This window comes from Paenibacillus sp. AK121, from assembly GCF_019042715.1.
Lineage (GTDB): Bacteria > Bacillota > Bacilli > Paenibacillales > Paenibacillaceae > Paenibacillus > Paenibacillus polymyxa_C.
Map to the genome: position 1 here is coordinate 165873 of NZ_JAHPJM010000012.1, position 26429 is coordinate 192301.

General features: G+C 45.1%; 24 protein-coding genes. 11 read left to right on the forward strand and 13 right to left on the reverse strand.

Going from position 1 to position 26429, the window contains the following annotated elements; all coding sequences use genetic code 11:
- Window positions 1–5: 5 nt before the first annotated feature.
- Entirely contained in the window at window positions 6–359 is a 354-nt protein-coding gene (locus KSP24_RS20040) for a FlxA-like family protein (protein WP_025676323.1), read from the reverse strand.
- Window positions 360–442: 83 nt separating this feature from the next.
- Entirely contained in the window at window positions 443–1279 is an 837-nt protein-coding gene (locus tag KSP24_RS20045; RefSeq protein WP_216976371.1) for a hypothetical protein, read from the reverse strand.
- 285 nt (window positions 1280–1564) lie between these two features.
- On the opposite strand from KSP24_RS20045, the gene KSP24_RS20050 reads away from it, so the two are divergent.
- From KSP24_RS20050 to KSP24_RS25675, 3 genes are all read left to right on the forward strand, one after another.
- On the forward strand, window positions 1565–2140 hold the full coding sequence (locus tag KSP24_RS20050; protein WP_013370020.1) for a class I SAM-dependent methyltransferase: 576 nt from the start codon (window positions 1565–1567) through the stop codon (window positions 2138–2140).
- Window positions 2141–2155: 15 nt separating this feature from the next.
- Window positions 2156–2761, forward strand: a complete 606-nt coding sequence (locus KSP24_RS20055) for a DedA family protein (RefSeq protein WP_013370019.1) — start codon at window positions 2156–2158, stop codon at window positions 2759–2761.
- 367 nt (window positions 2762–3128) lie between these two features.
- Window positions 3129–3218 carry a putative holin-like toxin gene (locus tag KSP24_RS25675; RefSeq protein ID WP_222435348.1) on the forward strand — a complete coding sequence of 30 codons (90 nt, stop codon included), beginning with the start codon at window positions 3129–3131 and terminating at the stop codon, window positions 3216–3218.
- Window positions 3219–3420: 202 nt separating this feature from the next.
- Here the strand turns inward: KSP24_RS25675 and KSP24_RS20060 are convergent, their stop codons facing one another.
- The 3 genes from KSP24_RS20060 to recQ all read right to left on the reverse strand — a co-directional run bounded on the left by KSP24_RS20060 (window position 3421) and on the right by recQ (window position 8724).
- The gene (locus tag KSP24_RS20060) at window positions 3421–4731 is read right to left on the reverse strand and encodes an alkaline phosphatase (protein WP_025676320.1); all 1311 of its coding nucleotides are present in this window, start codon (window positions 4729–4731) and stop codon (window positions 3421–3423) included.
- 187 nt (window positions 4732–4918) lie between these two features.
- Window positions 4919–6775 (reverse strand): B12-binding domain-containing radical SAM protein, encoded by a 1857-nt coding sequence (locus tag KSP24_RS20065; protein ID WP_216976373.1) that lies wholly within the window; start codon window positions 6773–6775, stop codon window positions 4919–4921.
- Window positions 6776–6825: 50 nt separating this feature from the next.
- A complete protein-coding gene (recQ, locus tag KSP24_RS20070) occupies window positions 6826–8724 on the reverse strand; it encodes a DNA helicase RecQ (RefSeq protein WP_216976375.1) in 1899 nt (632 codons plus the stop codon).
- A 223-nt stretch (window positions 8725–8947) separates the two neighbouring features.
- On the opposite strand from recQ, the gene KSP24_RS20075 reads away from it, so the two are divergent.
- Entirely contained in the window at window positions 8948–9961 is a 1014-nt protein-coding gene (locus KSP24_RS20075) for an RluA family pseudouridine synthase (RefSeq protein ID WP_216976377.1), read from the forward strand.
- A gap of 85 nt (window positions 9962–10046) precedes the next feature.
- On the opposite strand, the gene KSP24_RS20080 is transcribed toward KSP24_RS20075, so the two are convergent.
- A complete protein-coding gene (locus KSP24_RS20080) occupies window positions 10047–10895 on the reverse strand; it encodes an RING finger protein (protein WP_064963957.1) in 849 nt (282 codons plus the stop codon).
- A 567-nt stretch (window positions 10896–11462) separates the two neighbouring features.
- Between KSP24_RS20080 and speD the strand changes: the two genes are divergently transcribed.
- Window positions 11463–12269: an adenosylmethionine decarboxylase gene (gene speD, locus KSP24_RS20085; RefSeq protein ID WP_058711818.1), complete on the forward strand. Its 807-nt coding sequence runs from the start codon at window positions 11463–11465 to the stop codon at window positions 12267–12269.
- A gap of 251 nt (window positions 12270–12520) precedes the next feature.
- On the forward strand, window positions 12521–13939 hold the full coding sequence (locus KSP24_RS20090; protein ID WP_058711819.1) for an NAD-dependent malic enzyme: 1419 nt from the start codon (window positions 12521–12523) through the stop codon (window positions 13937–13939).
- Between the two features lie 82 nt (window positions 13940–14021).
- Here KSP24_RS20090 and KSP24_RS20095 read toward each other — a convergent pair whose 3' ends face one another.
- Both KSP24_RS20095 and KSP24_RS20100 read right to left on the reverse strand, forming a co-directional pair.
- Complete coding sequence (locus KSP24_RS20095) at window positions 14022–14702, reverse strand: protein kinase family protein (protein ID WP_013370010.1); 681 nt, start codon at window positions 14700–14702, stop codon at window positions 14022–14024.
- 137 nt (window positions 14703–14839) lie between these two features.
- On the reverse strand, window positions 14840–15571 hold the full coding sequence (locus KSP24_RS20100; protein WP_216976379.1) for an HAD family hydrolase: 732 nt from the start codon (window positions 15569–15571) through the stop codon (window positions 14840–14842).
- 359 nt (window positions 15572–15930) lie between these two features.
- Between KSP24_RS20100 and KSP24_RS20105 the strand changes: the two genes are divergently transcribed.
- From KSP24_RS20105 to KSP24_RS20115, 3 genes are all read left to right on the forward strand, one after another.
- Entirely contained in the window at window positions 15931–16788 is an 858-nt protein-coding gene (locus KSP24_RS20105) for a hypothetical protein (protein ID WP_040101834.1), read from the forward strand.
- 109 nt (window positions 16789–16897) lie between these two features.
- The gene (locus KSP24_RS20110) at window positions 16898–17653 is read left to right on the forward strand and encodes a threonine/serine exporter family protein (RefSeq protein WP_013370006.1); all 756 of its coding nucleotides are present in this window, start codon (window positions 16898–16900) and stop codon (window positions 17651–17653) included.
- Window positions 17654–17673: 20 nt separating this feature from the next.
- Window positions 17674–18108: a threonine/serine exporter family protein gene (locus KSP24_RS20115; protein ID WP_013370005.1), complete on the forward strand. Its 435-nt coding sequence runs from the start codon at window positions 17674–17676 to the stop codon at window positions 18106–18108.
- Window positions 18109–18207: 99 nt separating this feature from the next.
- On the opposite strand, the gene KSP24_RS20120 is transcribed toward KSP24_RS20115, so the two are convergent.
- The gene (locus KSP24_RS20120) at window positions 18208–18717 is read right to left on the reverse strand and encodes a GNAT family N-acetyltransferase (RefSeq protein ID WP_216976381.1); all 510 of its coding nucleotides are present in this window, start codon (window positions 18715–18717) and stop codon (window positions 18208–18210) included.
- A gap of 164 nt (window positions 18718–18881) precedes the next feature.
- On the opposite strand from KSP24_RS20120, the gene KSP24_RS20125 reads away from it, so the two are divergent.
- Window positions 18882–19655, forward strand: coding sequence for an MBL fold metallo-hydrolase (locus KSP24_RS20125; RefSeq protein WP_025676309.1), 774 nt, complete (start codon window positions 18882–18884; stop codon window positions 19653–19655).
- Window positions 19656–19718: 63 nt separating this feature from the next.
- Window positions 19719–20807 (forward strand): M24 family metallopeptidase, encoded by a 1089-nt coding sequence (locus tag KSP24_RS20130; RefSeq protein ID WP_025676308.1) that lies wholly within the window; start codon window positions 19719–19721, stop codon window positions 20805–20807.
- A 25-nt stretch (window positions 20808–20832) separates the two neighbouring features.
- Here the strand turns inward: KSP24_RS20130 and KSP24_RS20135 are convergent, their stop codons facing one another.
- From KSP24_RS20135 to licT, 4 genes are all read right to left on the reverse strand, one after another.
- Window positions 20833–21531 carry a queuosine precursor transporter gene (locus KSP24_RS20135; protein ID WP_016820648.1) on the reverse strand — a complete coding sequence of 233 codons (699 nt, stop codon included), beginning with the start codon at window positions 21529–21531 and terminating at the stop codon, window positions 20833–20835.
- Between the two features lie 248 nt (window positions 21532–21779).
- Window positions 21780–23177: an L-cystine transporter gene (locus KSP24_RS20140; RefSeq protein WP_013370000.1), complete on the reverse strand. Its 1398-nt coding sequence runs from the start codon at window positions 23175–23177 to the stop codon at window positions 21780–21782.
- 244 nt (window positions 23178–23421) lie between these two features.
- Window positions 23422–25323, reverse strand: a complete 1902-nt coding sequence (locus KSP24_RS20145; RefSeq protein ID WP_216976383.1) for a beta-glucoside-specific PTS transporter subunit IIABC — start codon at window positions 25321–25323, stop codon at window positions 23422–23424.
- 166 nt (window positions 25324–25489) lie between these two features.
- A complete protein-coding gene (gene licT, locus KSP24_RS20150; RefSeq protein ID WP_216976385.1) occupies window positions 25490–26323 on the reverse strand; it encodes a BglG family transcription antiterminator LicT in 834 nt (277 codons plus the stop codon).
- Window positions 26324–26429: the final 106 nt, after the last annotated feature.

Sequence of the window (26429 nt, forward strand, 5' to 3'; positions counted from 1 at the left end):
GATGATCAGATAGAAATATCCAGTGATTTTCCAACCCCAGTAATATCACTGCCATTCGAGCTGCTGGCGCGTGTCATTTCCATATTGCTTGGAGCGGACTTTTCCATTTTTGGTGTTGACGTGCTGCCGGATTGAGAACTTTGCTGTGCAATCTGGGCTTCAATTTGTTTAATTTGCTGCTGAAGCTGCTTCATTTTTGTTTCTTTTGTATCTTTATTATCTTTGCTTTGTTGTACCTTGTTGTACTCTGCTTCAAGCTGAGCTTTTTGCTTTTCCAGACTGGCTGTATTGTTGGCACTGGATGAAGATGAAGTACTTGCAATAGATATAGAATTGCTGGAAGTCGCTGAAATATTCATAGAAAAATCCCCCTTTTAAAAGTTAAGTTTGAGTTACAGGTGTGGGCTAACCGGTTTTAAGATACGCTATTGCACCCTAAAGATTATGACGAAGATGATACAGATTGTTCGAAAATCTTGGCGATTTTATCGAATAAAGCCGATATTTCCTCATCTGTTGCATTCGATTCTTCTGTGTTACCCCATGCGTTTTTCAATGCAGAAATCAGATCTGTTTGCTCACCTGTTTCTGCAGATACGGAGCCGGATAGAAGCTCGGAACTCAGGACGTTTTGCAAATCACTCAGTAAGGATCTTTTTTCATCTACCGTAAGCTCTTTTTCAGATGTAGTGGTGTTATCCTCTTGATTGGTGGTCGCCTGAATATTCCATGCAAATGGGGGCATAATTCCACCCATCGCCTGCATCATTGGAGGCAGACCACTGCCATCAACTTCAGGTCGGAATGAGTCATCTCCAGGCGGCGCAGGGCGATTATTTTGGATGGATTCTGCTATCTTATCGAATAAATTGGATACTTCCTCACCTGTTGCTGTCGAAAGATCCACCCTGGATAACAAGTCGCTGACTGCAGCCAAAGGATTTTTCGTACTGTTGTTGATTTCATTCGTTTCAGATAAAGCACTTGAAGACGTTAAGTAATTTTGTAAATCTGACAACAACGCTTTCTGTTCATCTGTAGTCAGCGCCACAGTATCCTGGTCGTACTTGTAGTCATAACTGTAGTTTTCCGTAGGAAGTGGAGCCTGCATACCCCCGGCATATTCCATAAATTCCGCACTTAATTCGAGTGAATCGTTAGATTTCTTGTGTGTGGTATGCCCCGTGTTATTTAGTCCATTCTCATTTGACTTCAGCGTATTCGAATTATCGTAGGAAGTCGAAGTCTTGATGAGATGCCTGTTAATGGATAGTGACAAAGTAGATCCCCTCTCAATGTACATAGTGTTTTTAGCTGCCCACCTCTCTTTCATCGGTAGCAAAACTGAAGGCAGCCTGAGGGAATGCTGAATGATAACTGAATGAATACGGACTGACCCATACGTACTCTTTTTCTTTTTTCCTGGACCATAGTCAAGGAAAGACCCCTCCGCAGGACGGGGAACTGAACCCTACTCCAGACAGGAGCAAGTAAAGGGATAATTTGTTACTCTTAGCAGAGAATAAATGAACGTATATTGAAAATTGAAGGTAGGGAAAGGTGTATGATCCGTATTAGTCATTTGGTTCATGAAAGACTTATGTTCCTATTCAAATTTTTGTACTCACCTGCATATGTAGGTAGCGTAACACCCAGTTCCAGATTTTTAGCTAAAAATATGATAGAATCCATTCCATGGAGTGAAGTTCATGCCGTGGCTGAGCTCGGGGCTGGAACAGGCGCAATTACCCAATACATTCCGTCTACGACAAAAATTCATCCCAAAGTTCTGCTCTTTGAGAAGGACCCGACCATGCAGCAGAGTTTAAAAAGAAGATTCCCGAATTATCTGTGCTATTCCGACTCGCGTGAGCTTCAGCTTGCTATGAAAAATGCCCAAATTGAACAGCTCGACTGTATAATCAGCGGGCTGCCATTCTTCAACTTTCCACAAGCGATGCGAGATCAAATCGTAGAACAAATTCATCTATCACTTAGGGATGGAGGAATGTTTGTTGCCTTTCAATACTCTAAACAGATGAAGCAGCAGTTAGGTGAATGGTTTGATATTGAAGAAATCAAGTTTGTACCTATGAATGTTCCACCCGCATTCGTCTATGTATGCCGAAAGAAAGCTTAAGAAAGGAGTATGGGAATGGATGTTGAATATTTAATTTCCATTATCGAACAATATGGCTATGCAGCATTATTCTTCTCTCTATGGCTCGGAATTGTGGGACTGCCCATTCCAGACGAAGTTATAGTGATGACTGGCGGGGCCGTAACAAGCATGGGGATACTTCATCCGTTACCTGCTTTTTTAATTGTATATCTTGGGGTTGTATCAGGCCTATCCTTAGGTTATGTGTTGGGCAGAAGCTTGGGTACACCCATTTTGGATCGTTTGCGCCGAAAGAAAAAAATGGACAAGTATATTACTTTTTCAGAGAATTTAGTACATAAGTATGGAAACTTCACGATATGCATCAGCTACTTGCTGCCAATCGTTCGCCACATTGTCCCTTATATTGTGGGGATCAATAAAATGAGCTTCAAACGCTATGCCCTCTTCTCTTATTCAACGGGCTTGATTTGGACGCTAATCTTCTTCCTGCTCGGACGTCTCTTTGGTGACCATGTACAAGCAGCAGGAGAATTGATTCATCGTTATGGCTTGCAGGTGGCATTGCTTCTCATCATGCTGACAATTATATTTTTTATAATGAAATTTGTGTGGGGGAAGAAAACAACGGAGGAGTAAAGGTTGAGTCTATTCGGCATGTTCATAAATTTAAAAGTTACCTGTCGTGCCACTACGCAGACGGATGGTGCTTCCCATCGCCCCCGGATTTCTGAAATCGACAAAATACATCTCGATCATACCAAATATATTTATAGGGATTCAAAGATGCTGTGCAATTTTTAAATGAGTTACGTAACACCTATACTGGTTAAGAACTCATAATGATTTTCAACTTTTAAAATATATCTTATGAAAAAACAAAAAAGCGCCTAGAACAGGCGTTTTCATTTTTGTCCTTTTTAGCAATAGTATCCATATGATATACTATAAACTAACAACAGAATGGCTTAGATGGGCGGTCGGCTAGTCTCCTGCAAAGGAGGTGATGCCTGTGGAGGTTAAAGATACGCTGATGTTGATGATTCAATTTGCAACGTTGGTGATCTTGATTGTTTCCTTCAACAAAAAGAAATAGACCGCCCTCTGGAAAAGGTTAGCGGTCTATTTTACTAATCCAACCCTACAGCCACCGCCCTTATAAGCGGCTGTTGTAAAAGAGTGAGGATGTTAGAGCATCCTTACTCTTTTTTAAGTATATACCTATTGTCTATAGTTTATCACAAGAAAAACCATATTGACAATATGGAAAACCTTTTATGGGCAGCTTTCACCCTGAGCTATTTTTTTAATTGAAGCAGCTTAACCAGCTTGTCATGAATAGCCGTATTCGGGTAATTTCCACTAAATTGGGAGGAACCCGGACCCATTGCAGTTAGCGCTACATCAACGGATGTATGTCCTCCTGTGGTCCAGTCGATATAAAACTTCTCATCAGAACCTTTTACGGTAAAAGGGCCGTCCTCTTTGGAGACACCTTCACCGGATTCATCTTCCGCATCTTCGCCTTCAATGGCCAAACCGCCTGTTTCATGGTCTGCCGTCACTAACACCAAAGTATCTGGATGCGCTTTGGCATAGTCCTTAGCTACTTTTACAGCCTTATCCAGCTGCTGCCCGGCTTTAATGGTTAATTCACCTTCATTGTCATGCGCCATCTCATCAGTTCCTTCTTCCTCTACCATCAGGAAAAAGCCTTTTTTGTTTTTGGATAGAACATCAATCGCTTTCGCTGTCATATCCGGTAAAGAAACCGTTGGGTTGTAAGAATTGCCTAGTTTGTTGTGAGCTTGGAACATTTCTTCATTAGCGAATAGACCTAGCAGTTTAGAGCCTTTGGCTGCTTTCATTTCAGCCTGATCTGTCACATAGCTATAGCCCAACTTCTTCGCTTGTTCCACCAAATTTCCTTGAGTTCCCTTACTAGCTTCCTCAGGATCTTCTGCCGGTGCATCTGGATGTTTGCCTGGTGTTCCTGCAGGGTACCAGAAATCCTCACCCCCGCCCAGAATCACATCCAGCTTGCTTTTCTCAAGATACTGCTTGGCAATCTCGCTTTGCGCGGAGCGCTTCTCAACATGCGCACCAAAGGCAGCGCCCGTCGCATCTGTCACTTGGCTTGTCGTCACCACTCCTGTAGACATGCCTGCTTTTTTAGCCAGCTCCATAATGGTTGTCACTGGTTTTTTATTCAAATCCATTCCGATCGCGCCGTTATACGTTTTCACACCTGTTGCAATGGCAGTCGCAGCAGCGGCAGAGTCTGTAACTAGGTTGTCCCCTGAACTCGTACTAACCAGACCCGTTATAGGCATCTTGTCCATTTCAAGCAATCCCGATTTTCCAACCGTTGCTAAGCGAATCGCGTTGCGACTGGCTTCCCCCATACCATCACCGATAAAAAGAATGACGTTTTTAGGAGTATCCGCTTTAGCTGATACAGCCTTCTGTGCCTTGGACTCTGCAACAGTGGACTTCGGAGAAGTCGCGGCTGCAAAAGCTGTAGGGATATCAGCAGATAATAAGGGTACAGTCAAAACGGTCACAGCACTTAACGCAAGGATACTCTTTTTCATGGAAGGCTTTTTCACAAGGTCACACTCCAATAAATTTAATATTCATATATGATAATTTCATCATATATTGGTTTTGTAAAAAATCGTAAAGCACTAGGTTTCCCGAATGTAAAAAATTGAAGTGGTCAGCTATGTTTTTATAATAAAAAAAGAAGACATCGACTCATGGTATACCAAGAGTTGATGCCTTCTGTTGTTTATACTACATAGCGGCGATATTTTTGCCGATGGGCATGGTGTAGTACAGCGGTTTTTGCTGTCCGTTTTGCTGATAGACTACAAGCAGCAATGTGCGGCCTTCGGCTGTTAATGGGCTACCACCACTCAGGATATGATCCAGACTGAACGGCAGCACATCCAGCACAGCGTGCTTTTGCAGTTCCTTTTCACCCAGCTTCAAAGAAGCAAAGGCTGGGATCGTCTCGCGGTATGGCTGCGGCTGTTGACTAGCCAAATCCGTCTCACCCGTATTCTCCTTGCTCACATCTGCCGCCGCAGGGGACAGCAGCGCATCCGGGTGCTGAAGAGCCATTTTCATATAGCTGGACCAATCGTCCTTCTCCAAAGTATGCTCCCACCAGATTTTGCGCGGCTTATATTTATGGTTGAGGAAATAATCAAGCTTCATCAGCCCAAGCACCATATCCATTCGCTTGGTTCCCCGCGATTCCAAAAAGGACTGGAGACGCGTAAACAAGTCTTCGAGCTGATGTCCAATTTTTTGCCATCCCTGTCCTTCCCAGTAGTCTCCGAATTCCTGAAAGAAATCAAAGGCGGACGAGAATTCACGTTCGATCAGGTAGTTCACCGTATGGTCCATACGATGAGAGTTCCAGTATTTTTCCAATACATCTTCCAAGCGTTTGAGCCGTACGATATCGGCAAAGGAAAGGACGTCATTGCTCAACATTTCATACGGCGCAACATCCATATACGTATAGTTATACTTATCGGCATCAATGCGCAGACCAGTACCACGCAGCATTTTGAGGAAGCCCAGTTGAAGCTCTTCCGGTCCAAGCGCAAAAACGTCATTAAACGTTTTACGGAATGTGTTGTAGTCCTCCAATGGCAATCCGGCGATCAGATCCAGATGCTGGTCGATTTTCCCGCTTTGCTTGACCTTTGTAACAGTCCGGGAAAGCTTGGTGAAGTTCTGGCGGCGCTTAACCAGTTCATTGGTGGGATCATTCGTTGACTGGACACCGATCTCAAAGCGAAATACCCCCGGTGGCGCGTTCTCCGCCAAATAATCCAATACCTCGGGACGCATAATATCTGCCGTAATCTCAAACTGGAAGACACAGCCACGGTGATTTTCAATCAAAAACTTGAACATTTCCAGCGCATAATCACGTTTAATATTAAAGGTTCGGTCCACAAATTTAATCAATTTAGCCCCATTGTCAATCAGATACAGAATATCCGACTTGGTGCGCTCGATATCGTAATAACGCACCCCGACCTCAATGCTGGACAGACAAAATTGGCAACTGAACGGACAGCCCCGGCTCGTTTCAAAATAGACAACCCGTTTCCCGAGTTCTGGGATATCCTCTGCAAAACGATATGGTGACGGCAGCTCGTTCAAGTCCGCTTTTGGACGACCTGGCATGATAATGACCTCTTCTCCCTTACGGTAAGCCAGTCCATATACAAAATGGAACTTGCGATCCCCTTCCAGCTCCTGCAGCAGTTGATGGAAAGTTTCCTCTCCCTCACCAACAACGATAAAATCCACATTCGTCAAGCGCTTCATCCAGTGCTCTGTATCGTAAGATACCTCCGGGCCACCCAAAACAATCTTGACCTCGGGCATAATCTTTTTCAACACATCAATGACTTTAATCGTCTCTTCAATGTTCCAAATATAACAGGAAAAACCGATGACATCTGCCCCTCGTTGAAACAGATCGGATACGATGTTCATCACCGGATCCTTAATCGTATACTCCGCCAGCTCGATATCAAAATCCTTTTCACTGTAGGCTTTGAGGCATCGGATGGCCAGCGAGGTATGAATATATTTTGCGTTTAACGTTGATAAAATGACTTTCATAGGTCACAACCTTCTATAAGTTTGCATGGACTCTTACATCCTTAGTATAGCTATTCAAAATCCTCGTACACATCATCTACAAAAATCTCATCCTCGCTCACCATTCCGCCGGTATTCCCCTGATTTTGAAAGAAATCAAGAAACGGCTTGCCATACTTGCGGAACTTCACTTCACCAACACCCTTGATCCGCAGCATGTCTGCCTCGGATTGCGGACTCGCTACGCTCATCTCTCGCAGCGTGGCATCATTGAAGATGATATAAGACGGTACATGCTCCTGAGCGGCCAGATCGCGGCGGATCAAGCGCAATTGCTCGAACACAGTTTCGTTGACCGCGGCAGGGTAGGTATCGCGTCCCTTTCGTCCACGCGATCCCGCTCCACCTGCAAAAGCAGTGGCATGCCGGACCACACGCTGCATGACTTCGCGCTGACCTCTCAGTACTTCAGCAGCAAGCTGTTGCAAGCGTACGACCGGATATTGCCCCTCGGATAGCATCAGATAGCCTTCCGAAACAAGAACATTGATAATTTCAGCAATTTCTTTTTCCGTTCGGTTGCCCATCACACCATAGGTTGGCAGGCTGTCAAAACCATACTGCAGCACCTTTTTGTTGCGCGAGCCTTTCAACACCGAGGCCACCATTGAAACCCCATACCGTTCCCGCATTCGATGAATGCACGAAAAAATCTTTTGCGCATCTATGGTCATATCCACCAGTTCCCGCTCATCTGTACATGAACTGCATATGCCGCAGGCTTCATGCTCCTGCGCTTCTCCGAAATACTCCAGCTGTGCTGAACGTAGGCAGCGAGTCGTGTAACAATAGTCAACCATCTGTTGGAGCTTACGGTAGTCGTTACGCTTGCGGTCTTCATCCTGTGGATTTTGCTCAATCAGGAACTTCTGGGTCACAATATCTTGCGGTCCGAACAGCAAAATACATTGAGATGGGTCGCCATCACGTCCTGCGCGACCTGCTTCTTGTACATACGCCTCCATATTTTTAGGCATATTGTAATGAATGACATAACGTACGTTTGATTTATCTATCCCCATACCAAAGGCATTGGTTGCGACAATGACACGGATATCATCGTATAGAAACCCTTCTTGGCTATCTGCACGTTCCTGATCAGTCATTCCTGCATGATAACGTCCTGCTGCCATGCCAGCGTCGCGCAGGCGTTGATATAAATCATCCACATCCTTACGTGTCGCCGCATAAATAATGCCCGATTCACCCTCATGTTCACGGGCATAATTTAGCAAAAAGCTACGTTTGTCCTCCCCACGCAGCACACTAAATGCCAAATTCGGCCTTCCAAGACCGGTAACGAACGTTTCCGGTGAACGCAGACGAAGCAGGCGTACGATATCATCCATAACCTGCGGTGTAGCCGTTGCCGTAAACGCAGCTACGATTGGACGTTCATACAGCCCGTCCACGAATGGAGCCACCGCCAGATAGCTGGTACGAAAATCATGACCCCACTGGGATACACAGTGAGCCTCATCTACCGCAACGCAGGAAATCGGTAACTGAGCCATCTCATCACGGAACCAATCCAGTTCCAGTCGTTCAGGGGCGACATACAGCAACTTCAAATCTCCGTTCCGTGCAGCGCGGATACGGTCGTTGACTTCTCGACCGCTCAACGTGCTATTAATGTAGGCAGCTGCAATCCCCATCGTGGTCAGCGCATCCACCTGGTCTTTCATTAACGAGATCAGTGGTGACACAACAATGGTCAGCCCCTCATGCAACAACGCGGGAATCTGGTAGCATATCGATTTTCCGCCACCTGTTGGCATGATGCCCAACGTGTCGTTGCCTTCCAGCATACTGGCCACAATTTTCTTTTGTCCCTCCCGGAAATCGGGATAGCCATAAAATTTTTGCAGCAAGTCCTGCGCCCGTTCCAATGTTGGTGCTTGTACACTCATAGTTTCAAAACTCCTCATATTTCTAGCGTCCTCGACGCATATCGGCTTTTCTTTCGTTACCTTTAGTTTACCGGGGTTAAGGGTAATGTTCAACCGCTGGAAGTCTGTCCATCGGGTTTTAGTCTCTTATGGCATTCGCTGTTTTCTCATGATATAGTGGACACGGTGCCGCAAATGGTCCATAACTATGAAGAGATACGGCTCCAAGAAGGAGAAAGAACCCATGAATAATCGGAAACCTCAAAGGAAAAATCATACAAAATCAACCTCAAACTCAAGCCATTCCAAACGCAACCACAAACCCGCCGGAAAATCTGGCTCCTATAGACCGGAAGCTCAACGGAAAACCCATACTTTGGATAAAGCACCTGCCAAAACATACATCGTTCAGGAGCCTGCCGAGCTATTGAGCTTTTTAGTTGAGCATGTGACTGGCATGGGCCGTAATTCCATTAAATCAGCATTGGCGCGTGGACAAGTTTCCGTCAATGGTATTCCTCGTACTGTGCATAATTTTCCGCTGGAGCAAGGACAGACTGTCGCGCTCTCCAAGGAAAAGGTAGCTCCTGTGGTGCCGCTAACCGGGCTGCGTATTTTGCATGAGGACGAAGCTATTATCGTTATCCATAAAGATGCCGGGTTGCTTTCTGTCGCTTCTGCGCAGGAGCAGGAAGTCACAGCATATCGCCAGCTTACAGCCCACGTACGACGCGAGCATCCGTACAACCGTATTTTTGTACTGCATCGTTTGGATCGTGATACATCAGGAGTGATGATGTTTGCGAAAAGCGAAGCCATACAGCAGGAAATGCAACAAGCGTGGAAGGAAGTTGTGTATGAACGAACATACATTGCTCTCGTAGAAGGACAGGTAAAAAAAGAAGCAGGCACAATCACCTCATGGCTGAAAGAGAGCAAGACACTAAAAATGTACTCCAGTCCTTATCCGAATGACGGACAGCACGCAGTCACTCATTACAAGCGGCTTCAGGCCAATCGGCATTTTTCTTTGCTGGAAGTACGTTTGGAGACCGGACGCAAAAATCAAATTCGCGTGCATATGGAGGATATCGGTCATCCGATTGTTGGGGATAAAAAATACGGCTCTAAGTCCAAGTCGATTGGCCGCCTTGGTCTGCATGCAAAGGTATTGTCGTTTATACATCCCGTCACCGGAGTGTTGCTGCGTTTTGAATCCGACATTCCTAAAACCTTTTTGAATCCGTTTAGAGAGTAGACTGCAGTAAAGCACACGAAGAAGAGTGTAATAATACAAAAGGAAATTAGGGGGTTGTAAAAAAACAGCCCCCTTTTTTTGTTGGTTAAGCGGTATACCTCCGAACACCATCAGCCATTTTCATCAATTCATCCCATATATATATGGGTGAATTACACACTGGACATTCTACCCAACCGTTTAAGTAGGGTAGCTGGGCAAGAAGTAATTTCTCATCTATTTTTTGAGCATATTCGTGTAGCCACTGTATATTTGCACCTCTATGGTCCAATGAACGGGGACGAATCGGATAGGGGATTAGATCGCCTGAACTGACAGGGTCTTTATCATAGACAACCAGAGTGTCACCCTGTTCATCAGGCCAAATATAGAGCGGGGTACCGCAATGGGGACAATCCAGCATATATTCGTCACCTGTATCATAGGTTTGCAGCATATAGGCTACCCAATGATACCCCTCAAAGGCGGCAGCCGCAGCAAGAACATAGCGCTTGCCGACATCTTCTTCATGTTCTTTCGCATAGAGCACCATTTCTTCCGTCAATTCTGTAAGGCGAACGATGGCACTTCGATATTGCGCGTAGATATATTCTGCCAGGTTAGAATCCACTTCCACTTGATCCCTTGCAAATTCCAACGGGATTTTGGTATGTAAGGGATTATTATTCTTCGCTTCAAATATTCCGCAAATGTTATATATATCTGCCCGAATTCCTATATCAGAACTCTTTAGCGCAATGTCTACTAGGTAAGGTACAGCCGCAAATGTACAAGTATACAACGTATTTTGGTGATATAATTCCTCCCAATACAAGGTGTCAGCTATTTCGCCATCATATCCGGCTTGGAGCTGTTTTAACATTTCTGGGACGTATTGAGAAGAACCGTAGGGGCCTTGGAGCAGAGTCCAGACCGGATCGGACAAAGCCAGCATCTTGATACTCCTTTCACCGTTTTCTTACAGTAACATGAGATAGATTTATAAAATGAGTTTGCTATCAAAAATTCATTTAACATCATAATTCTTAGCTTGTTACGTTTATTTCATTATACGCATATCAGTAGCTGAAGTTGCTTTTCTCATTTTACGCAATGTACAAAGTCACTATTTTTGAGGGTCTATAATCATATTCGGTTAAGATTTGGGCATTATGAAGATAAGATACATTAAATTCAGGAATTACGAACCTAAAATTTTCTATTACATTACGAATCCACTGTCAATTTCGTTCCTTTCCTGTATACATAGTCCACATTATAAGCCCTGTTACTTAAAAATTGCTGAGTAAGAAATAAAGTATATTAACGTTAAATTCCCATACATGTAAAATCGAGAGGATCTCAAGTGACCCTGCCTGTTTTTAAATATGCCAAACGGGTAAGACATACATATTCAAGTCTTTATTTTGTCCGTTACAGAACGGATTGTATGAATCGGTATATGAAGAGGCGTGTTGGGAATATTACTTATGAATACTGCGACTATAAGGGGAAATAGCCTATGACCATAACACCGGAACAGCGGATTACCCTGCACGGATTTAACAATTTGACCAAATCATTGAGCTTTAATATGTACGATATTTGTTACACCAAAACGAAAGAGGAACGCGAGGCGTATATTGAATATATTGATGAACAATATAACTCGGATCGACTGACAGCTATTTTAAAAAATGTATCCGATATTATCGGCGCCCATGTACTCAATGTTGCTCAGCAGGATTATGTCCCTCAAGGAGCAAGCGTGACAGTGCTTATATCAGAAGGGCCGATTGTGGAGGTACCGAATGAATCATATGCAGAGTCACCAGGCCCCCTACCTGAGTCTGTCGTGATACAACTGGATAAAAGCCATATTACGGTTCACACCTACCCTGAATATCATCCAGACGAGGGGATTAGCACGTTTCGTGCAGATATTGATGTTTCTACCTGTGGGGAAATCTCTCCGCTCAAGGCACTTCACTATCTGACTCATTCTTTTGACACTGACATTATGACGATTGATTACCGGGTACGCGGCTTTACACGTGATACGAATGGTCATAAGCTTTTTATCGACCATGACATTGCTTCGATTCAAAACTATATTCCCGACGAAGTGCGCAATCAGTATGACATGATCGACGTGAATGTGTATCAGGAAAATATTTTCCATACCAAATGCAAGCTAAAACAATTTGATTTGGACAACTATCTGTTCGGCTACACGAAGGAAAGTTTGAGTGAAAAAGAACAACAGAATATATCAACACGACTCAAAATCGAAATGGATGAAATTTACTACGGCAAAAATATGACGTAAACAAAAAATGGATCATTTCGTTGTACAAAGGACGATTGCTTGGACTGGAATTCAGCCGGGCTTTCGTCCTTTTTGGATACAAAATCATGGATATTACTCAGCTTGATCTGTACAAGTGGAAGAATGTTCACTATGATAGGGAAAGAAACCACTAATTTAAACTATCAGCCCAGATGTTAGACTTGCTCCCGATTGTAAGCGCAATCAATTGATCTCACCATTTTGTTATGAAAGACAAAGGAGGAATTTGTATGCAAGGCGGTATTGGCGGTAAAAATATTATTTTACGACTGGAAATTTCCACCGAGCACATCCAGTTTGGTCAATTGATTACGTTGGTAAACGAACATGGCGGAGATGTCATTGCCATTGACGTCATCCGCACCTCTGAGAAGGCCACTGTGAGAGATATTACAGTCACCATTGCTGATCCAGCAGAAATTGACCGAATGATCACCCGGATTAAAAAAGCACAAGGTGTAAAGGTACTGTCCATCTCTGATCGCACCTTCCTCTTACATCTCGGGGGCAAGATTGAAATGCAGCCCAAGGTTCCGATTCAAAACCGTGACGACTTATCCCGGGTATATACTCCTGATGTGGCGCGCGTATGTATGGCCATTCATGAGGAGCAGGACAAAGCTTTCCGGTTAACGATCAAGCGCAATACTGTCGCTGTCGTCTCTGACGGAAGCGCTGTCCTCGGACTCGGCAACATCGGTCCATATGCAGCCATGCCGGTAATGGAAGGCAAAGCCATGCTGTTCAAGCAGCTTGGGTCCGTCGATGCCTTCCCGATCTGCCTGGATACGCAGGACACGGAAGAAATCATTAAAGCCATTAAGCAACTGGCCCCAGCCTTTGGCGGTATTAATCTGGAGGATATTTCATCGCCACGATGCTTTGAAATTGAACAGCGGTTACGTGACGAGCTGGACATACCTGTTTTTCATGATGATCAGCATGGCACAGCTGTCGTGTTGTACGCAGGGCTGATTAATGCGCTCAAGGTGGTCGGCAAAGCTCTGTCTGACGTCAAAATTGTCGTCTGCGGTATCGGGGCTGCCGGTGTGGCCTGTACCAAAATTTTGCTATCTGCAGGGGCAGTGAACATTATTGGTGTAGACCGGAACGGTGCGCTTACGGCTGATGAAACCTATGAGCATCCGATGTGGAACTGGTATGCGCAGCATACCAACCCCGAACGGCTGTCCGGCACGCTATCTGAGGTTCTGAAGGACGCGGACGTGTTTATCGGTCTGTCGGCAGGCGGAATATTGCAACGAGAAGACGTGAAGCGCATGAAAGAAGCTCCTGTCCTGTTCACCATGGCAAACCCGGTCCCTGAAATTAACCCAGAGGATGTCGAGGACATTGCAGGGGTCATCGCTACCGGACGCTCGGACTATCCTAACCAGATTAACAATGTACTTTGCTTCCCCGGCATATTCCGAGCAGCACTGGACTGTCGCGCACGTGAAATTAACGAAGAGATGAAGCTGGCAGCCGCAGAAGCTATCGCAAGCACAATCCGTCCCGATGAATTAAACAAACTGTATATTATCCCGGGTGTATTTAACGAGGGCGCCGTACAACAGGTGCGTAAAAAGGTGATTCAAGCCGCGATTGCGAGCGGTACGGCCAGAAGAGTGCCTAGAGATTTCAGATAAAAGAAAAGGATTGCTCCCGTAAAGCGGGTGCAATCCTTTTGTATAGAAGGATAGGGCTGTATTTCGGTATCCTTCACAGTGGTTATGATTTCCATTTAGAAAACAATTGACTGGCACGTTGGGCAAACTCCTCCAGGTTGATGCTGGAGTTGTCCAGCTTGTAATACCATTTTTTGATCGTCTCCAAAATCCATGAAGGAACCTTAACCTCGGAGAAACCGGAATAGAACGTATGATACGCCCACACCAGATGCTCCCAACGCTTGTCATCGCCTTCTTTTACATATTCAGATACATCTAATACCTTGGCGCGTCCATCTTGCATGAGTACATTCTTGAGATGAATATCACGAGGATTCAGCCCCCTGGACCGAACAAATTCCCTCGCCTTTTCCACGTCCTCAATGACCTGCTCCGGCACCGGAATTCCTTGCAGCAGGCAATCCAGCAGCGTAATACCAGATTCGTAACTAATGACAATATACTTATCGCCCTTTCCGTAATAATGAGGAAAATAATCAGAACCTTGCAAACGCTCATATACATCGGCCTCTGCATCTTTTTTTTCGATCGCCATGTCTGAATACACCTTAAACGCGTAGCCTGGCAACGTATCGAGCGTAAATACGGCCGCATCTGTCCCAATGCCGATACAGCGGACGCCTTGGGTGGCTGTTTTAATGCTAACTGGGTCATTATCCTCCGTACTATATACGGTCACTTGACTTATGATGTCGTCTGCCTGCCTCCATTGTTCTACCATGCGCGATCCCTCCTTCTCTGTTCTACCCATTTCAAATGAAGTTAGATCTATAACAGATAAATAGTATTACGGACCAGCTTTTGAAATAGCTTCAAAATAGGTTGGATTCTTTTGGGTGACACGAATATGTACCGCGTCTAACGTGCGTCGGGCAGGAGCAGCTTTCTTAGCCCTGCATAGCTTGCCGCAGTTTCATAGGCTCCCGACACATCAGATTCCGGAATAGCATTCCTGTGATTGAACCAAATTACCCGCCAATTTGCAGCTATAGCTCCCGCCACATCATTACGCCAGGAATCCCCAATGTAGCAGCAATGCTCTGCTAAAGTGCCTGTCCGTTCGTTGACTATTTCGAAAATGCGCGGATCAGGCTTGGCATAACCAACAGTCCCAGACACAAAAATATGCTCTGCCGCAACATGATTTTCCAGTGTCATAGCTTTAATTTTGCTCATCTGATGTTCTTCAAGACCATTCGTAATCAAACCGACCAAATAGCCAGCCGAGCTCAATTCATCGATTAATGAGGTAGCCCCCTCAAAAGACTCAATTCGGTACTGTCGATCCAAGTATTCTTGTTGGACATGCACTGCCTGCTCAGGGGTAATAGCTACCCCGAATTCTTGTAGAGCCAGAATAAAACGACCTTCCCTCATATCATCCAGTTCATCCTGCCCTGCTTTCCCCTCCAATAGTCCTCCTTTAGCCGATAGTAAATCGCTGTAATAGCGAATACGGTGGTAGACTTCCTCATATGGAAAACGCTCACTTAGTCCTAATACTGTACGCAATGCATCACGTGTAGGGTGCAAATGATCGTACATCGTATCATCTACATCAAAAAAAACAGCCTTCTTTTGCAAGTTCATATGCCCACTTCTTTCTGTTAAATCTTTGGATGACACTCTCTATACCTTGTCCTGATATTATACCCGTTGACCTATTACGTTGCACCCTGACCTTCCCAACCCGTATCTCTCATTCACCCTTCTCAGGTGATAACATACACTGAAAAGACTGCATTTTCGCAAACTCACTTTACTTCACTACTGCGCTAACATAGGTATCTTGTCCTGGTTTGAACGAAAGCGTTTTATTTTGACAGCACACGGGTAAAAGGTCACATTTTTGAAAAAATTCGTCATACAGGTTTACATTTCGTGTAAAATCACGTACCTTTTAGGGATGAACGCTTTACAGATGTACTTGGATAAGGGAGGTATACACAATGGATTCCGGTTCTAACCTAGCCTACGGATCAGCCACACCTTTGATTGAGGCACTTATAGAGTTTGAACAGGAGCTTGAAGCGAACCGGCATTCTCTGAGTTTTGATTTGGGCTTGATTATGGAACAGGGCCGCGCTCCACGATATATGGCTACACCGCCTGATGTTATTCCTTTTGCCCACGCTGGAGTGGACGGGATACATTATGGCTTTTTAACCGATTTTGGCCTTGAAAAGGACCTTTCACAGGCTCCGATTGTATGCGTTTCTCCCGTCGATTGGACGGGGGTATGGGTGGTTGCCCGCCATTTGCAGGATTTTCTAAGCGTTGTTTATACAGAAAACAGTTCATTAAAACGATACTATGCCAGTGGAGCTGACTATTCTGGACATGCCGGTCAGCGTCCTCTGCAAGCTGTGGATGAACGTACCGCATTTGTACGCGAATGCTTTCGGGAGCGCTTTGGCATTCTGCCGATTCAAGATATGGCCGCCTACATCGACAGCTTGCGAACAGAGCGTAAGCAAAATGAAGTTGCTCCTACACTGAATGGCTTGGGTATTCAGACATCTTCTTCTATGAAGCGTAGCTCTTCTATTGAGAGCGACTTCTTGAACGTAACGGAGCCGTTCCTCTGGGAACAACAAGGTGAAGCTGTACGTGAGTTGTTCCGCAGCGGTTCGCGTGAAGCCAGACTGGCCTTTATTCGGGATGCTCAGACACGGCATCTGTTCACCCATTCAGCCCTTCGTGCTTTTGTAACAGGGCAGCTTAAGTTGATGGGCTTGTCTGAGGCCGCAACATACCTAGAAGAGTCCTACTATACCGTTATTCCGGATACGATGGAATCTCGATAAACTCCATAGATTCCCCCAATTTAACCGCCTCTGAAAAGGCGGCTTTTTGTGCTACAATAAATGAAAACAACAGGGTCGAACGACCTGAGGCGCATGAAAGAGAGCGAGCATGAATAATCATTCCTATCCTACTCCTGAAATCATTGAGGTTTGTCTGCTAGCAGGCAAACTGATGATGCAAAATGGAGCCGAGACCTATCGTGTTGAAGACACGATGTCCCGCATTGCTTCGGCCTATGGCATATCCCAGTCCCATAGCTATGTAACACCCACTGGAATTTTTTTTGCTATTAATGATTCGGAACCTGCCAAGCTTATCCGGATCGTAGAGCGGACTACAGATTTGCACAAGGTGACCGAGGTGAACTCCATTTCACGTAAAATCAGCGCAGGCACTTTGTCACCCAGCGCAGCCGTAAAAGAGCTTTCGGAAATTGAACGTGGTCCCCTCCGCTATTCCAATCGTGTACAGCTGATCGCTGCAGCGTTGGCCAGCGGTTGCTTTATGATCATGTTTGGTGGAGTGTGGCGAGATTTCCCCGGAGCTGTGTTGTGCGGCGGTATCGGATTTGCAGCCTTACAATATTTTCATAGGCTCGTTAAGGTTAAGTTTTTCTCAGAATTTTCTGCATCTTTTCTAATCGGCTTGCTGGCGGCTCTGTTAGTGATCGTCGGCGGGGGACAGATGATGGATAAAATTATCATTGGCTCTGTCATGCCATTGGTGCCGGGCTTGCTAATTACAAATGCCCTTCGGGATTTAATGTCCGGACACCTTGTCTCAGGGCTTTCCAAAGGTGCAGATGCTTGCTTGACGTCTTTTGCCATTGGAGCTGGTGTTGCAGTTATCATTTCTTATATGTAATTTGGAGGAGATTCAAGCTTATGCTTGCACAATTATTCACAAGCTTTATTGCCACCGCTGCTTTCGGCATACTGTTCCATGCCCCCCGACGCTCGCTGCTGCAATGTGGTTTTGTCGGTATGCTGGGCTGGCTTGTCTATTATTCAACCACGGATAGCATGGGACCTGTGAGCGCCAGCCTTTTAGCCACGATCCTTATCGGCATCGTCAGTCAAGGTTTTGCTAGACTGTACAAAATGCCTGTGATTATTTTCAGCGTGGCAGGCATGATTCCCCTGGTGCCAGGAGGAATGGCTTATAATGCCATGCGCCAGTTCGTACAACAACATTATCCTCAGGCACTGGAGCTGGCCATGAGCACACTGATGATCGCAGGAGCGATAGCAGTCGGTTTGGTAATCTCTGAGGTGCTTAACCAAATCTTTCACAACATACGTTTTAAACCTCAGCGTTAAAAACGGAGAAATAACAAAGTAAAAAAAGCTGCCTCTAAAATCGCTACACTGACAGTGTATGAGACGATGTTGGAGGCAGCCTTTTTCTGTAGCTCAATATTATTCTACTCGCTTACCCAATATAGCCAGATCGCGCTCTATGCTGTCCAGCACGGCAACACGTGGATAATACCCCCACTGCTCAAAGCCAAACTTCCGCAGTAGCGCAATACTCGGCTCATTATGACCAAATACAAAACCCAGCAACGTTGTAATTCCCAATCTAGGGCATTCATTTAGCAAGTGCTGTACCAAACGGCTTCCAGTTCCAGTTCCACGAAAATCCTCATGGACATAAATGCTAATTTCTGCTGTACCGTTATAAGCTGGTCGGCCATAAAAGGACTGAAGACTGGCCCATCCAGCAATTGTCCCCTTTTGTCTTAGTACCCACAAAGGGCGGTGGTTTTCCTCATGAGCCTCAAACCATGGAATACGGCTCTCTACTGTCACCGGCTCCAGATCTGCTGTGACCATTCGTCCTGCAATCGTAGAATTATAAATATCCACAATATCGGGAAGATCCTCCCTGCATGCAATTTCAATGGAAAAAGATTGGTCCTTGTTCATTATCGTAGCTGCCCCCCTATTGTGGTGATTTATTTATTGTACAGGACAAGCGCACGAACAGCTATATCGAGTTGTTTTGCGGATTAACCCCAAAGGGTCTTATAATAGAGCTTGAACATAAGCCAACGCTACATTAACCGATTTAACGACATAAGACGGGAGGTATGCTTCGGAGTCAAAGGAATCCGAAGCAGCTTAATATGAATATTGGAACTCAAATTTTGATTTTGGAAGTGTCTATGGGACCTTTTTTTGGTAATTCGATCATTCATCCTGTACTGCTCAAGGACGAGGATGGACTTACATTGATAGACTCGGGCATGCTCGGCCAATTGGAGCCTCTGCGCAAGGCTATTTCAGATGTGGGTGAGGATATAAGCCGTCTGAAAAGAATTATTATAACGCATCAGGATATTGACCATATCGGAAATGTTCAAGCACTGCTGGACTTGCTACCGAACACTGCCCTGCTGGCCCATAAGGATGACATTCCATATATGACAGGAGAACGACCATTTATAAAGCTGACGCCGGAACGCATCAATCTGATGGAGCCTGCACTCAAGCAACAAGCAGAGGATATGATTCGCAACCTGCCAGATTTGCGCTTTGCTCATATTCTTGAGGACGGTGAACATCTGCCTTATGGTGGAGGCATACAGATTATTCATACACCCGGTCACACGCCCGGACATATCAGCTTGTATGTGCCTGCACAGAAGCTGCTGTTGGCAGCAGATGAACTGCGTGTAGTCGAAGGTGAGCTGGTCGGTCCCGCTGAGTCAGCTACGCCGGATATGCCGTTGGCTCTAAAGAGCCTTGATAAGCTGACTGTATTAGATGCTGATAAGGTACTCTGCTACCATGGTGGTTACTACGATCACAACGTACAGGCACGTCTGCAAGCATTAAGTCAGTCAAGAGAGAAAACCATTTAAAGATATAAATTAGGGTGTAACAAGAGCTATAATGAATAAATGGACAGAAAGGATTGAGACTCTATGAATGAGAAAATTGCCAAATTGTATGATGAACTAAAGTCACAAGCTTGGGATGGTCTGCTTGTGACCGATCCCAAACATATTTACTACCTGACAGGCTTTGCCAGTGATCCACATGAGCGTTTTCTAGGGCTCGTGCTGCTTCGTGACCAAGAACCAGAACTGATTGTACCAGCTCTGGATGCAGAAGCCGCTCAAGCTGCTTCTTCGGTGACGCGTATATCCACCCACACCGATACGGACAATCCATATGATCTGTTACGCCAACGCACAGGTACCGGAGTGAAAGCATTCGCACTAGAAAAGGAACACGTCTCCGTCCTCCGTTACGAACAACTACATACTGCCATTGGCGCTGCTCAATATGTGGACCTGGGTCCGGTGCTTCAAGAAATGCGCGTGAGAAAAACTCCTGAGGAAGTACAACGTTTGAAACATGCAGCTCGTTTGGTGGAAGATGCTCTTCGTCACGGCCTAACCCATGTTCGCGAAGGGGTGACAGAAGTCGAGCTGGTAGCCGAAATTGAATACCAGATGAAAAAACTCGGTGCAGATGGTCCATCCTTTGACACGACAGTGTTGTCTGGACCCAAAACGGCCTTGCCTCATGGTGTTCCGGGGACCCGCAAGCTGCAACACGGCGATCTACTCATGTTTGATATGGGCGTATATTCCGATGGTTATGCTTCGGATATTACACGCACTTTTGCCTTTGGCAAGCTATCAACTGAGCTGGAAACGATATATAATACGGTTCTCCGCTCAAACGAAGCCGGAATTGCTGCCATTCGCCCGGGAGTTTCCTGCGCATCCGTAGACCAGGCAGCTCGAGCCGTTGTTGAAGCCGCTGGATATGGCCCTGCTTTTAACCATCGGGTTGGACATGGTCTTGGTATGAGTGTTCATGAATATCCATCTGTACACGGAGGCAATAACGATCTGCTTCATGAAGGGTTTGTGTTCACGATCGAACCCGGCATCTACGTTCCAGGTCTTGGGGGCGTGCGGATTGAAGATGACGTTCTGGTCACCTCTGAGGGTGTTGAAGTGCTGACCTCATTTCCGAAGGAACTGACCGTGCTGGGATAAAAAAGAGGGGCAACCCCAAGCCAAATCATGGCTTGAGGGTTTGCCCCTCCTCTTCTATCAAACGGAAATTGCGTGCGATGTACAAAATCGGTGTGCCCGCCGCAGTCAGTACAAATTTTAAGATGTAAGTGGTGAACAGCAATTCGATCCATATCCCCCACGCATAGCCGTAAAAGGCAATACTACAGAAAATGAGGGTGTCTATAAACGAGCTGATCATCGTGCTGCCATTGCCGCGAATCCAGAGCTGATGACGCTCCGGGAAAAACTTACGAATCCAGGCATATAGACGCACGTCCAGCAATTGACTGACCGCATAGGCTGTCAAGCTGGCAAGCGCAAGCCTTGGCAACAATCCGAAGAGCTGTTGCATCGGTGTCTGGGCAAAATCCGTTGCAGTAGGCTCAAATAACAGCACCATCTGCATCGTGATCGTCGTCATAATCAGAGTGAAAAAGCCGAACCACACAGCTTTTCGCGCCTCTTTAGGCCCATATTTTTCATTTAGTAAGTCGCTGGCCATATACATAGAAACATACATTGTATTTCCCAATGTCGTGGTAATGCCGAGCAGATCAATGGTTTTGGTTACCTGAATGTTGGCCAATACAGTAGCAACGCCAATCCAGGCGTACAGCCCTTTTTTACCAAACAACCGATAACATAACAAAAAGAACATAAAATTGACGAGGACAAATGCTGCCCCCCATAACAGATTAAACATGAAATCCTCCTAGTTTTGATAGCGCGGGATGGTTGCGAACCGCGGTTCATCCGAACAAGCCGGAAAAACATTATTTTAATGTATCATAGATTAGGATTTGTGAACAGCTATAATTTACACTGCCATCAGCCCAAAATAAAGAGCCGACCTTAGGGTCGGCTCTGAGTATGGAGATACACACTGTACGTGTTGCATATGCAATAGGTGCGATATGAGACTGCAGTGTACACCATTCGTCTATCTTTTACTTAAGAGTGTGCCGCTACATCCAGATCCGTGCCATGGTTGTTGAACACGTCTTGATCGTTCTCCTTGAGTACTTTGCCAGAGATAAGGCCTGCGGTAATAGAATCATTAACATTCAACGCGGTACGGCCCATATCAATTAACGGTTCAACCGAAATGAGCAATCCTGCCAAGGCCACGGGAAGGTTCAGGGTAGAGAGCACGATCAGGGAAGCGAAAGTAGCACCCCCGCCTACACCTGCCACGCCGAACGAGCTGACCGTAACAACCAGAATAAGAGTGAGTATAAAATCCCAGCTTGTAGGATCTATGCCCACTGTTGGAGCAATCATGACCGCCAGCATGGCCGGATAAATACCCGCACAGCCGTTTTGCCCAATGGTTGCTCCCAGGGTTGCGGACAGATTCGCGATGCCGTCGGAAACACCAAGCTTTTTCGTTTGTGTTTCAACATTTAATGGAATAGTCGCTGCACTGGAACGAGACGTAAAAGCAAAAACCAGTGTAGGCAATACCTTTTTCACATATGTCACTGGATTATAGCCGAACAAGGCCAGCAAAATAAGATGAATAACGAACATGACCAATAAAGCCACATAAGAAGCGAGTACAAACTTGATCAGCTTCAAGATTTCATCCGGATTTGTCGTAGCTACAACTTTCGTGATCAGTGCTAAAATACCGTAAGGCGTCAATCTTAGCACCAGCGTTACAATCCGCATCACTACAGCGTACACTGCGTCGATCACTTTGCGGAAGGTTTGCGCCTGCTCTGGTTTTTTACGATCCAATCCGAGTACTGCCACCCCGATAAAGGCTGAGAAAATAACCACCGCCAACGTCGATGTACGGCGTGCCCCTGTCATATCTTCAAAAGGATTCGAAGGAATAAATTCCAGCACCTGCTGCGGAATAGTCATATCCTGGACTGTTCCCAGTCGTTCTTCCATCTTCAGGCCTTGCGCTTGCTCCTTTTCACCACTTTGAATCTCGATTGCTTTTAGATCAAAAGACAGGCTGGTTACAATGCTTACAGAAGCAGCAATCGCCGTTGTAATCAGCAGTACTGCAATAATGGACACGCTTATTTTGCCAAGGTTCTGTCTTCCCTTCAAATTCATAATAGCCGAAATAATCGACACCATGATCAGTGGAATCACGACCATTTGCAGCAAACGGACATAACCATTACCTGCAAGGTTGAACCAATCGACCGATTTGGTAATGACCTCTGAGCCGGCCCCATAAGCGTACTGAAGAATAGCCCCGTAGATCAGTCCGAAGCCGAGTCCGGTAAATACTCTTTTTGTAAAAGAGATGCGCTTTTTCTGCATCCAGACCAATACGCCGAGCAGTGCAAGCAGCACGATGACATTCAAAATAATAAAGAAGGTATCCATATATCATTTCCTCCAAACTTAAACGTAAGATGTTTTATAAAAAAGCGACCCTTCAATCCGAAGATTACTATATCACAAAGCCAACTATTTTTGTAGGTTTTATTGAAATAAAAATAATAAAGATGCTTCAGCTTTAGACTTTATGTAAACGCCAAACAGCAAGCCTTCTTAAAATGAAGGCTTGCTGTTTGTTATTCTGAACACAACGATTTGTATTCAGCTTATGCATAGATTTTTTCAACGGTTAGACGATCACTGTGTATAGCAGTTCTTGTTCCTTAACCACTTTATGCTGATTTCCAGCGGGCTCCAACTCGCTAAACTGGTCTACATTCGTAACAATAACAGGCGTAATCGTTTCGTAACCAGCCTTGCGGATTTCCACCAGGTCAAACTCCAGTATAAGATCGCCTACCTTCACGCGATCTCCTGCTTTAAGATGAGGCGTAAAATGAAGTCCTTTTAGTTTAACAGTGTCCATCCCTACGTGAATGAGCATTTCAAGTCCTGAATCACTCACCAAGCCTACAGCATGTCCGCTTTTGGAAATAGAGAACACTGTGCCGTCAACTGGGGAAACAACCCGACCTTCGGAGGGTTCAATAGCCCATCCTCTACCCATAATTTCTTGAGAAAATGCAGGATCATTAACTTCACTGAGCGGTTTAACTTCACCCATAATTGGGCTGAATACCGGGATTGTCTCACCTTTCGGAAGTGAGCTCACCGCAGATTGTGCTACTCCCTTAGTAGAAACGCCACCGGCAGCATCTGCTACTTGTGGTGCCTCTTCGTTCTTTTCATCTGTAAAACCGATCACATAGGTAACAATCGTAGCAACCACAAATGCAATAATGAGACCAAGAATTGCATACAAGAAAGTCGGTCCAATAAACATAGCCAGACCAGGTAAACCAACGAGTCCCCCAACGACGTACGCTTTTGTGCCAAACAAACTCATGAAGCCCCCGCCGACAGCTCCGCCGATCAATGCTGCCGTAAACGGTTTTTTAAACCGCATATTAACCCCATACATTGCAGGCTCGGTTACACCCATAATAGCTGTCAAGCTCGTGGAGAAGGCCACTGTTTTGACTTTGGCATTTTTGGATTTCAAGAATACGCCGAGTGTAGCACCAGCCTGAGCCAAGTTAGCTGCTCCCATAATTGGAATCATGTAGTCATAACCCAGCGTTGCAATCGATCCGATCATAATCGGAACCAACGCGTAGTGCATACCAGTCATAATGATCAGGGAGAAGGTACCGCCGAGCAGCAGACCTGCAAGCGCACCTGTATTTTCAAACAACCAAGAGATACCACCAGACAGGCCGTTACCAATAATAGAGCCGAGCGGCCCTACAGCAACCAAAGTCAAAGGTACAATAATCAATAAAGTCAGTGTTGGGACAACAAGCAACTTCAATGATGCATGAGTATACTTATCAATGAATTTTTCAACATAGGACGCCAGCCAGATCGCGATAACAATTGGAATAACGGTCGAAGAATACGTGGCCGCTGTCACCGGAAGGCCAATAAAGCTAACTTTCACATTCGAAGCCAGTAATGCTGTAATGTCTGGATGTAAAATAGAAGCACCAATCGCCGCACCAATAAACATATTACTGCCGAGTTTTCTAGCAGCACTGACAGCCAGAATAATAGGCAGGAAGTAGAACGCACCATCACCTATTGCCGCTAAAATCGTATAGGTTTGACTCTTGTCAGACATCCAGTGCATAGCTACCAATAGGGCAATGATCCCTTTGATCATACCTGCACCGGTGATCGCTGGCAAAATAGGTGTAAACATACCCGCAATAAAGTCGAACAGTTGGCTGATCGGGTTTTGTTTTTTCTTGGATGCAGTGCTTGCGCCTGTTTCACTTTGCGGTGCCTTGGACATGTTGCTCACCAACGATTTATATACATTAGCTACATCATTACCGATAATCACCTGAAACTGGCCGCCACTCTCCATGACTCCCATGACACCATCCGTTTTTTGCAACTGCTCTTTTTGAGCTTTCTTATCATCATGAAGATTGAAACGCAAGCGCGTCATACAGTGAATGACCTGCTCTACATTTTCTTCTCCACCGACCAATGTAAGTATCTCTTTGGATAATTGATTTCGATCCATGAGGTGTTCCTCTTTTCTTTTTAAGGTATAAAGTGTGAAAATTAGGAATAAAAAAAACCTGAATACAGAAAGCAGACAGCTTTATAAAAGCCAATCTTCTTTCAGCATTCAGGTTTTGCCTTCTGGTTTAGAAGTAGCAATCCTAAATCCCTGATCATCTATAAAATCATTGATTTTTAATGATGCGTTCGATATGAATGGTGAGATACAGCATCTCATCCTGGGACAAGCTTCGACCATAGATCTTAGTCGTATAATCTCTTATTTTTTCCGCACAAGCATAAGCGTCCTTATATTGTACCTTAACCATATCATGAAGGGAATTATCTGTATTTTGTACAGGAGTTCCATTCATAACCCGTTGGGCAAAAAATTTGAGATGTGTAATAAAGCGGTAATAGCTTAACGACTCTTCATCCAGCTCCATTACAAAAAAGCGGCTTACAATGTTTATAATATCCTTGACGATATTAGTCAGGGTTATCGTTTCACGCATTTCACTGTTAAGCTGTGCATTCACCAAATGTAAGGCAATAAACGCCCCTTCATCATCTGGAAGTGTAACCCCCAGCTTGTCCTGAATCATGTGTAATGCTTTGGTTCCAATCGCGAATTCCTTACGGTACATTCGTTTGATTTCCCAGTAAAGTGCATTCTTGATGTCCATACCCAAACGATAACGCTCTATGGCAAAATGGATATGATCTGTCAGCGAAATATAGATGCTGTCATGCAACTCTACACCAAGTATCGTTTTAGCATATTGGATGATTTCATCAGAAATTTCAACATACTCAATAGGGATATCAGACATCAGGGTCATCAATTTACGGGAAACCTCGGTACTTTCAAGCTTGAAAATTTTCTCGACTTTCCCCTCTTCAATCTCATCGCCTGTGTTTTTTTTAAAAGCAATTCCTCTTCCCATAATGACTAATTCTTTCTGCTGTTCATCAATGACCGTTACGACGTTATTATTCAGCACCTTTGCTATCTTCATTCCATCACCTTAAGCCGCTTGGAGTAGTAAAAAAAGGCAACACCAAAACTGACACAAAGTGCCTGTTTATGGTTTTGCCCGATATGCTCAGTAACAATCCATGATT

Excerpts from the sequence above, each read along its gene's own strand:
- KSP24_RS20040 (WP_025676323.1), bottom strand. The coding sequence starts at position 359 with ATGAATATTTCAGCGACTTCCAGCAATTCTATATCTATTGCAAGTACT.
- KSP24_RS20050 (WP_013370020.1), top strand. The coding sequence starts at position 1,565 with ATGATCCGTATTAGTCATTTGGTTCATGAAAGACTTATGTTCCTATTC.
- KSP24_RS20055 (WP_013370019.1), top strand. The coding sequence starts at position 2,156 with ATGGATGTTGAATATTTAATTTCCATTATCGAACAATATGGCTATGCA.
- KSP24_RS25675 (WP_222435348.1), top strand. The coding sequence starts at position 3,129 with ATGCCTGTGGAGGTTAAAGATACGCTGATGTTGATGATTCAATTTGCA.
- KSP24_RS20065 (WP_216976373.1), bottom strand. The coding sequence starts at position 6,775 with ATGAAAGTCATTTTATCAACGTTAAACGCAAAATATATTCATACCTCG.
- recQ (WP_216976375.1), bottom strand. The coding sequence starts at position 8,724 with ATGAGTGTACAAGCACCAACATTGGAACGGGCGCAGGACTTGCTGCAA.
- KSP24_RS20075 (WP_216976377.1), top strand. The coding sequence starts at position 8,948 with ATGAATAATCGGAAACCTCAAAGGAAAAATCATACAAAATCAACCTCA.
- KSP24_RS20080 (WP_064963957.1), bottom strand. The coding sequence starts at position 10,895 with ATGCTGGCTTTGTCCGATCCGGTCTGGACTCTGCTCCAAGGCCCCTAC.
- speD (WP_058711818.1), top strand. The coding sequence starts at position 11,463 with ATGACCATAACACCGGAACAGCGGATTACCCTGCACGGATTTAACAAT.
- KSP24_RS20090 (WP_058711819.1), top strand. The coding sequence starts at position 12,521 with ATGCAAGGCGGTATTGGCGGTAAAAATATTATTTTACGACTGGAAATT.
- KSP24_RS20095 (WP_013370010.1), bottom strand. The coding sequence starts at position 14,702 with ATGGTAGAACAATGGAGGCAGGCAGACGACATCATAAGTCAAGTGACC.
- KSP24_RS20100 (WP_216976379.1), bottom strand. The coding sequence starts at position 15,571 with ATGAACTTGCAAAAGAAGGCTGTTTTTTTTGATGTAGATGATACGATG.
- KSP24_RS20105 (WP_040101834.1), top strand. The coding sequence starts at position 15,931 with ATGGATTCCGGTTCTAACCTAGCCTACGGATCAGCCACACCTTTGATT.
- KSP24_RS20110 (WP_013370006.1), top strand. The coding sequence starts at position 16,898 with ATGAATAATCATTCCTATCCTACTCCTGAAATCATTGAGGTTTGTCTG.
- KSP24_RS20115 (WP_013370005.1), top strand. The coding sequence starts at position 17,674 with ATGCTTGCACAATTATTCACAAGCTTTATTGCCACCGCTGCTTTCGGC.
- KSP24_RS20120 (WP_216976381.1), bottom strand. The coding sequence starts at position 18,717 with ATGAACAAGGACCAATCTTTTTCCATTGAAATTGCATGCAGGGAGGAT.
- KSP24_RS20125 (WP_025676309.1), top strand. The coding sequence starts at position 18,882 with ATGCTTCGGAGTCAAAGGAATCCGAAGCAGCTTAATATGAATATTGGA.
- KSP24_RS20130 (WP_025676308.1), top strand. The coding sequence starts at position 19,719 with ATGAATGAGAAAATTGCCAAATTGTATGATGAACTAAAGTCACAAGCT.
- KSP24_RS20135 (WP_016820648.1), bottom strand. The coding sequence starts at position 21,531 with ATGTTTAATCTGTTATGGGGGGCAGCATTTGTCCTCGTCAATTTTATG.
- KSP24_RS20140 (WP_013370000.1), bottom strand. The coding sequence starts at position 23,177 with ATGGATACCTTCTTTATTATTTTGAATGTCATCGTGCTGCTTGCACTG.
- KSP24_RS20145 (WP_216976383.1), bottom strand. The coding sequence starts at position 25,323 with ATGGATCGAAATCAATTATCCAAAGAGATACTTACATTGGTCGGTGGA.
- licT (WP_216976385.1), bottom strand. The coding sequence starts at position 26,323 with ATGAAGATAGCAAAGGTGCTGAATAATAACGTCGTAACGGTCATTGAT.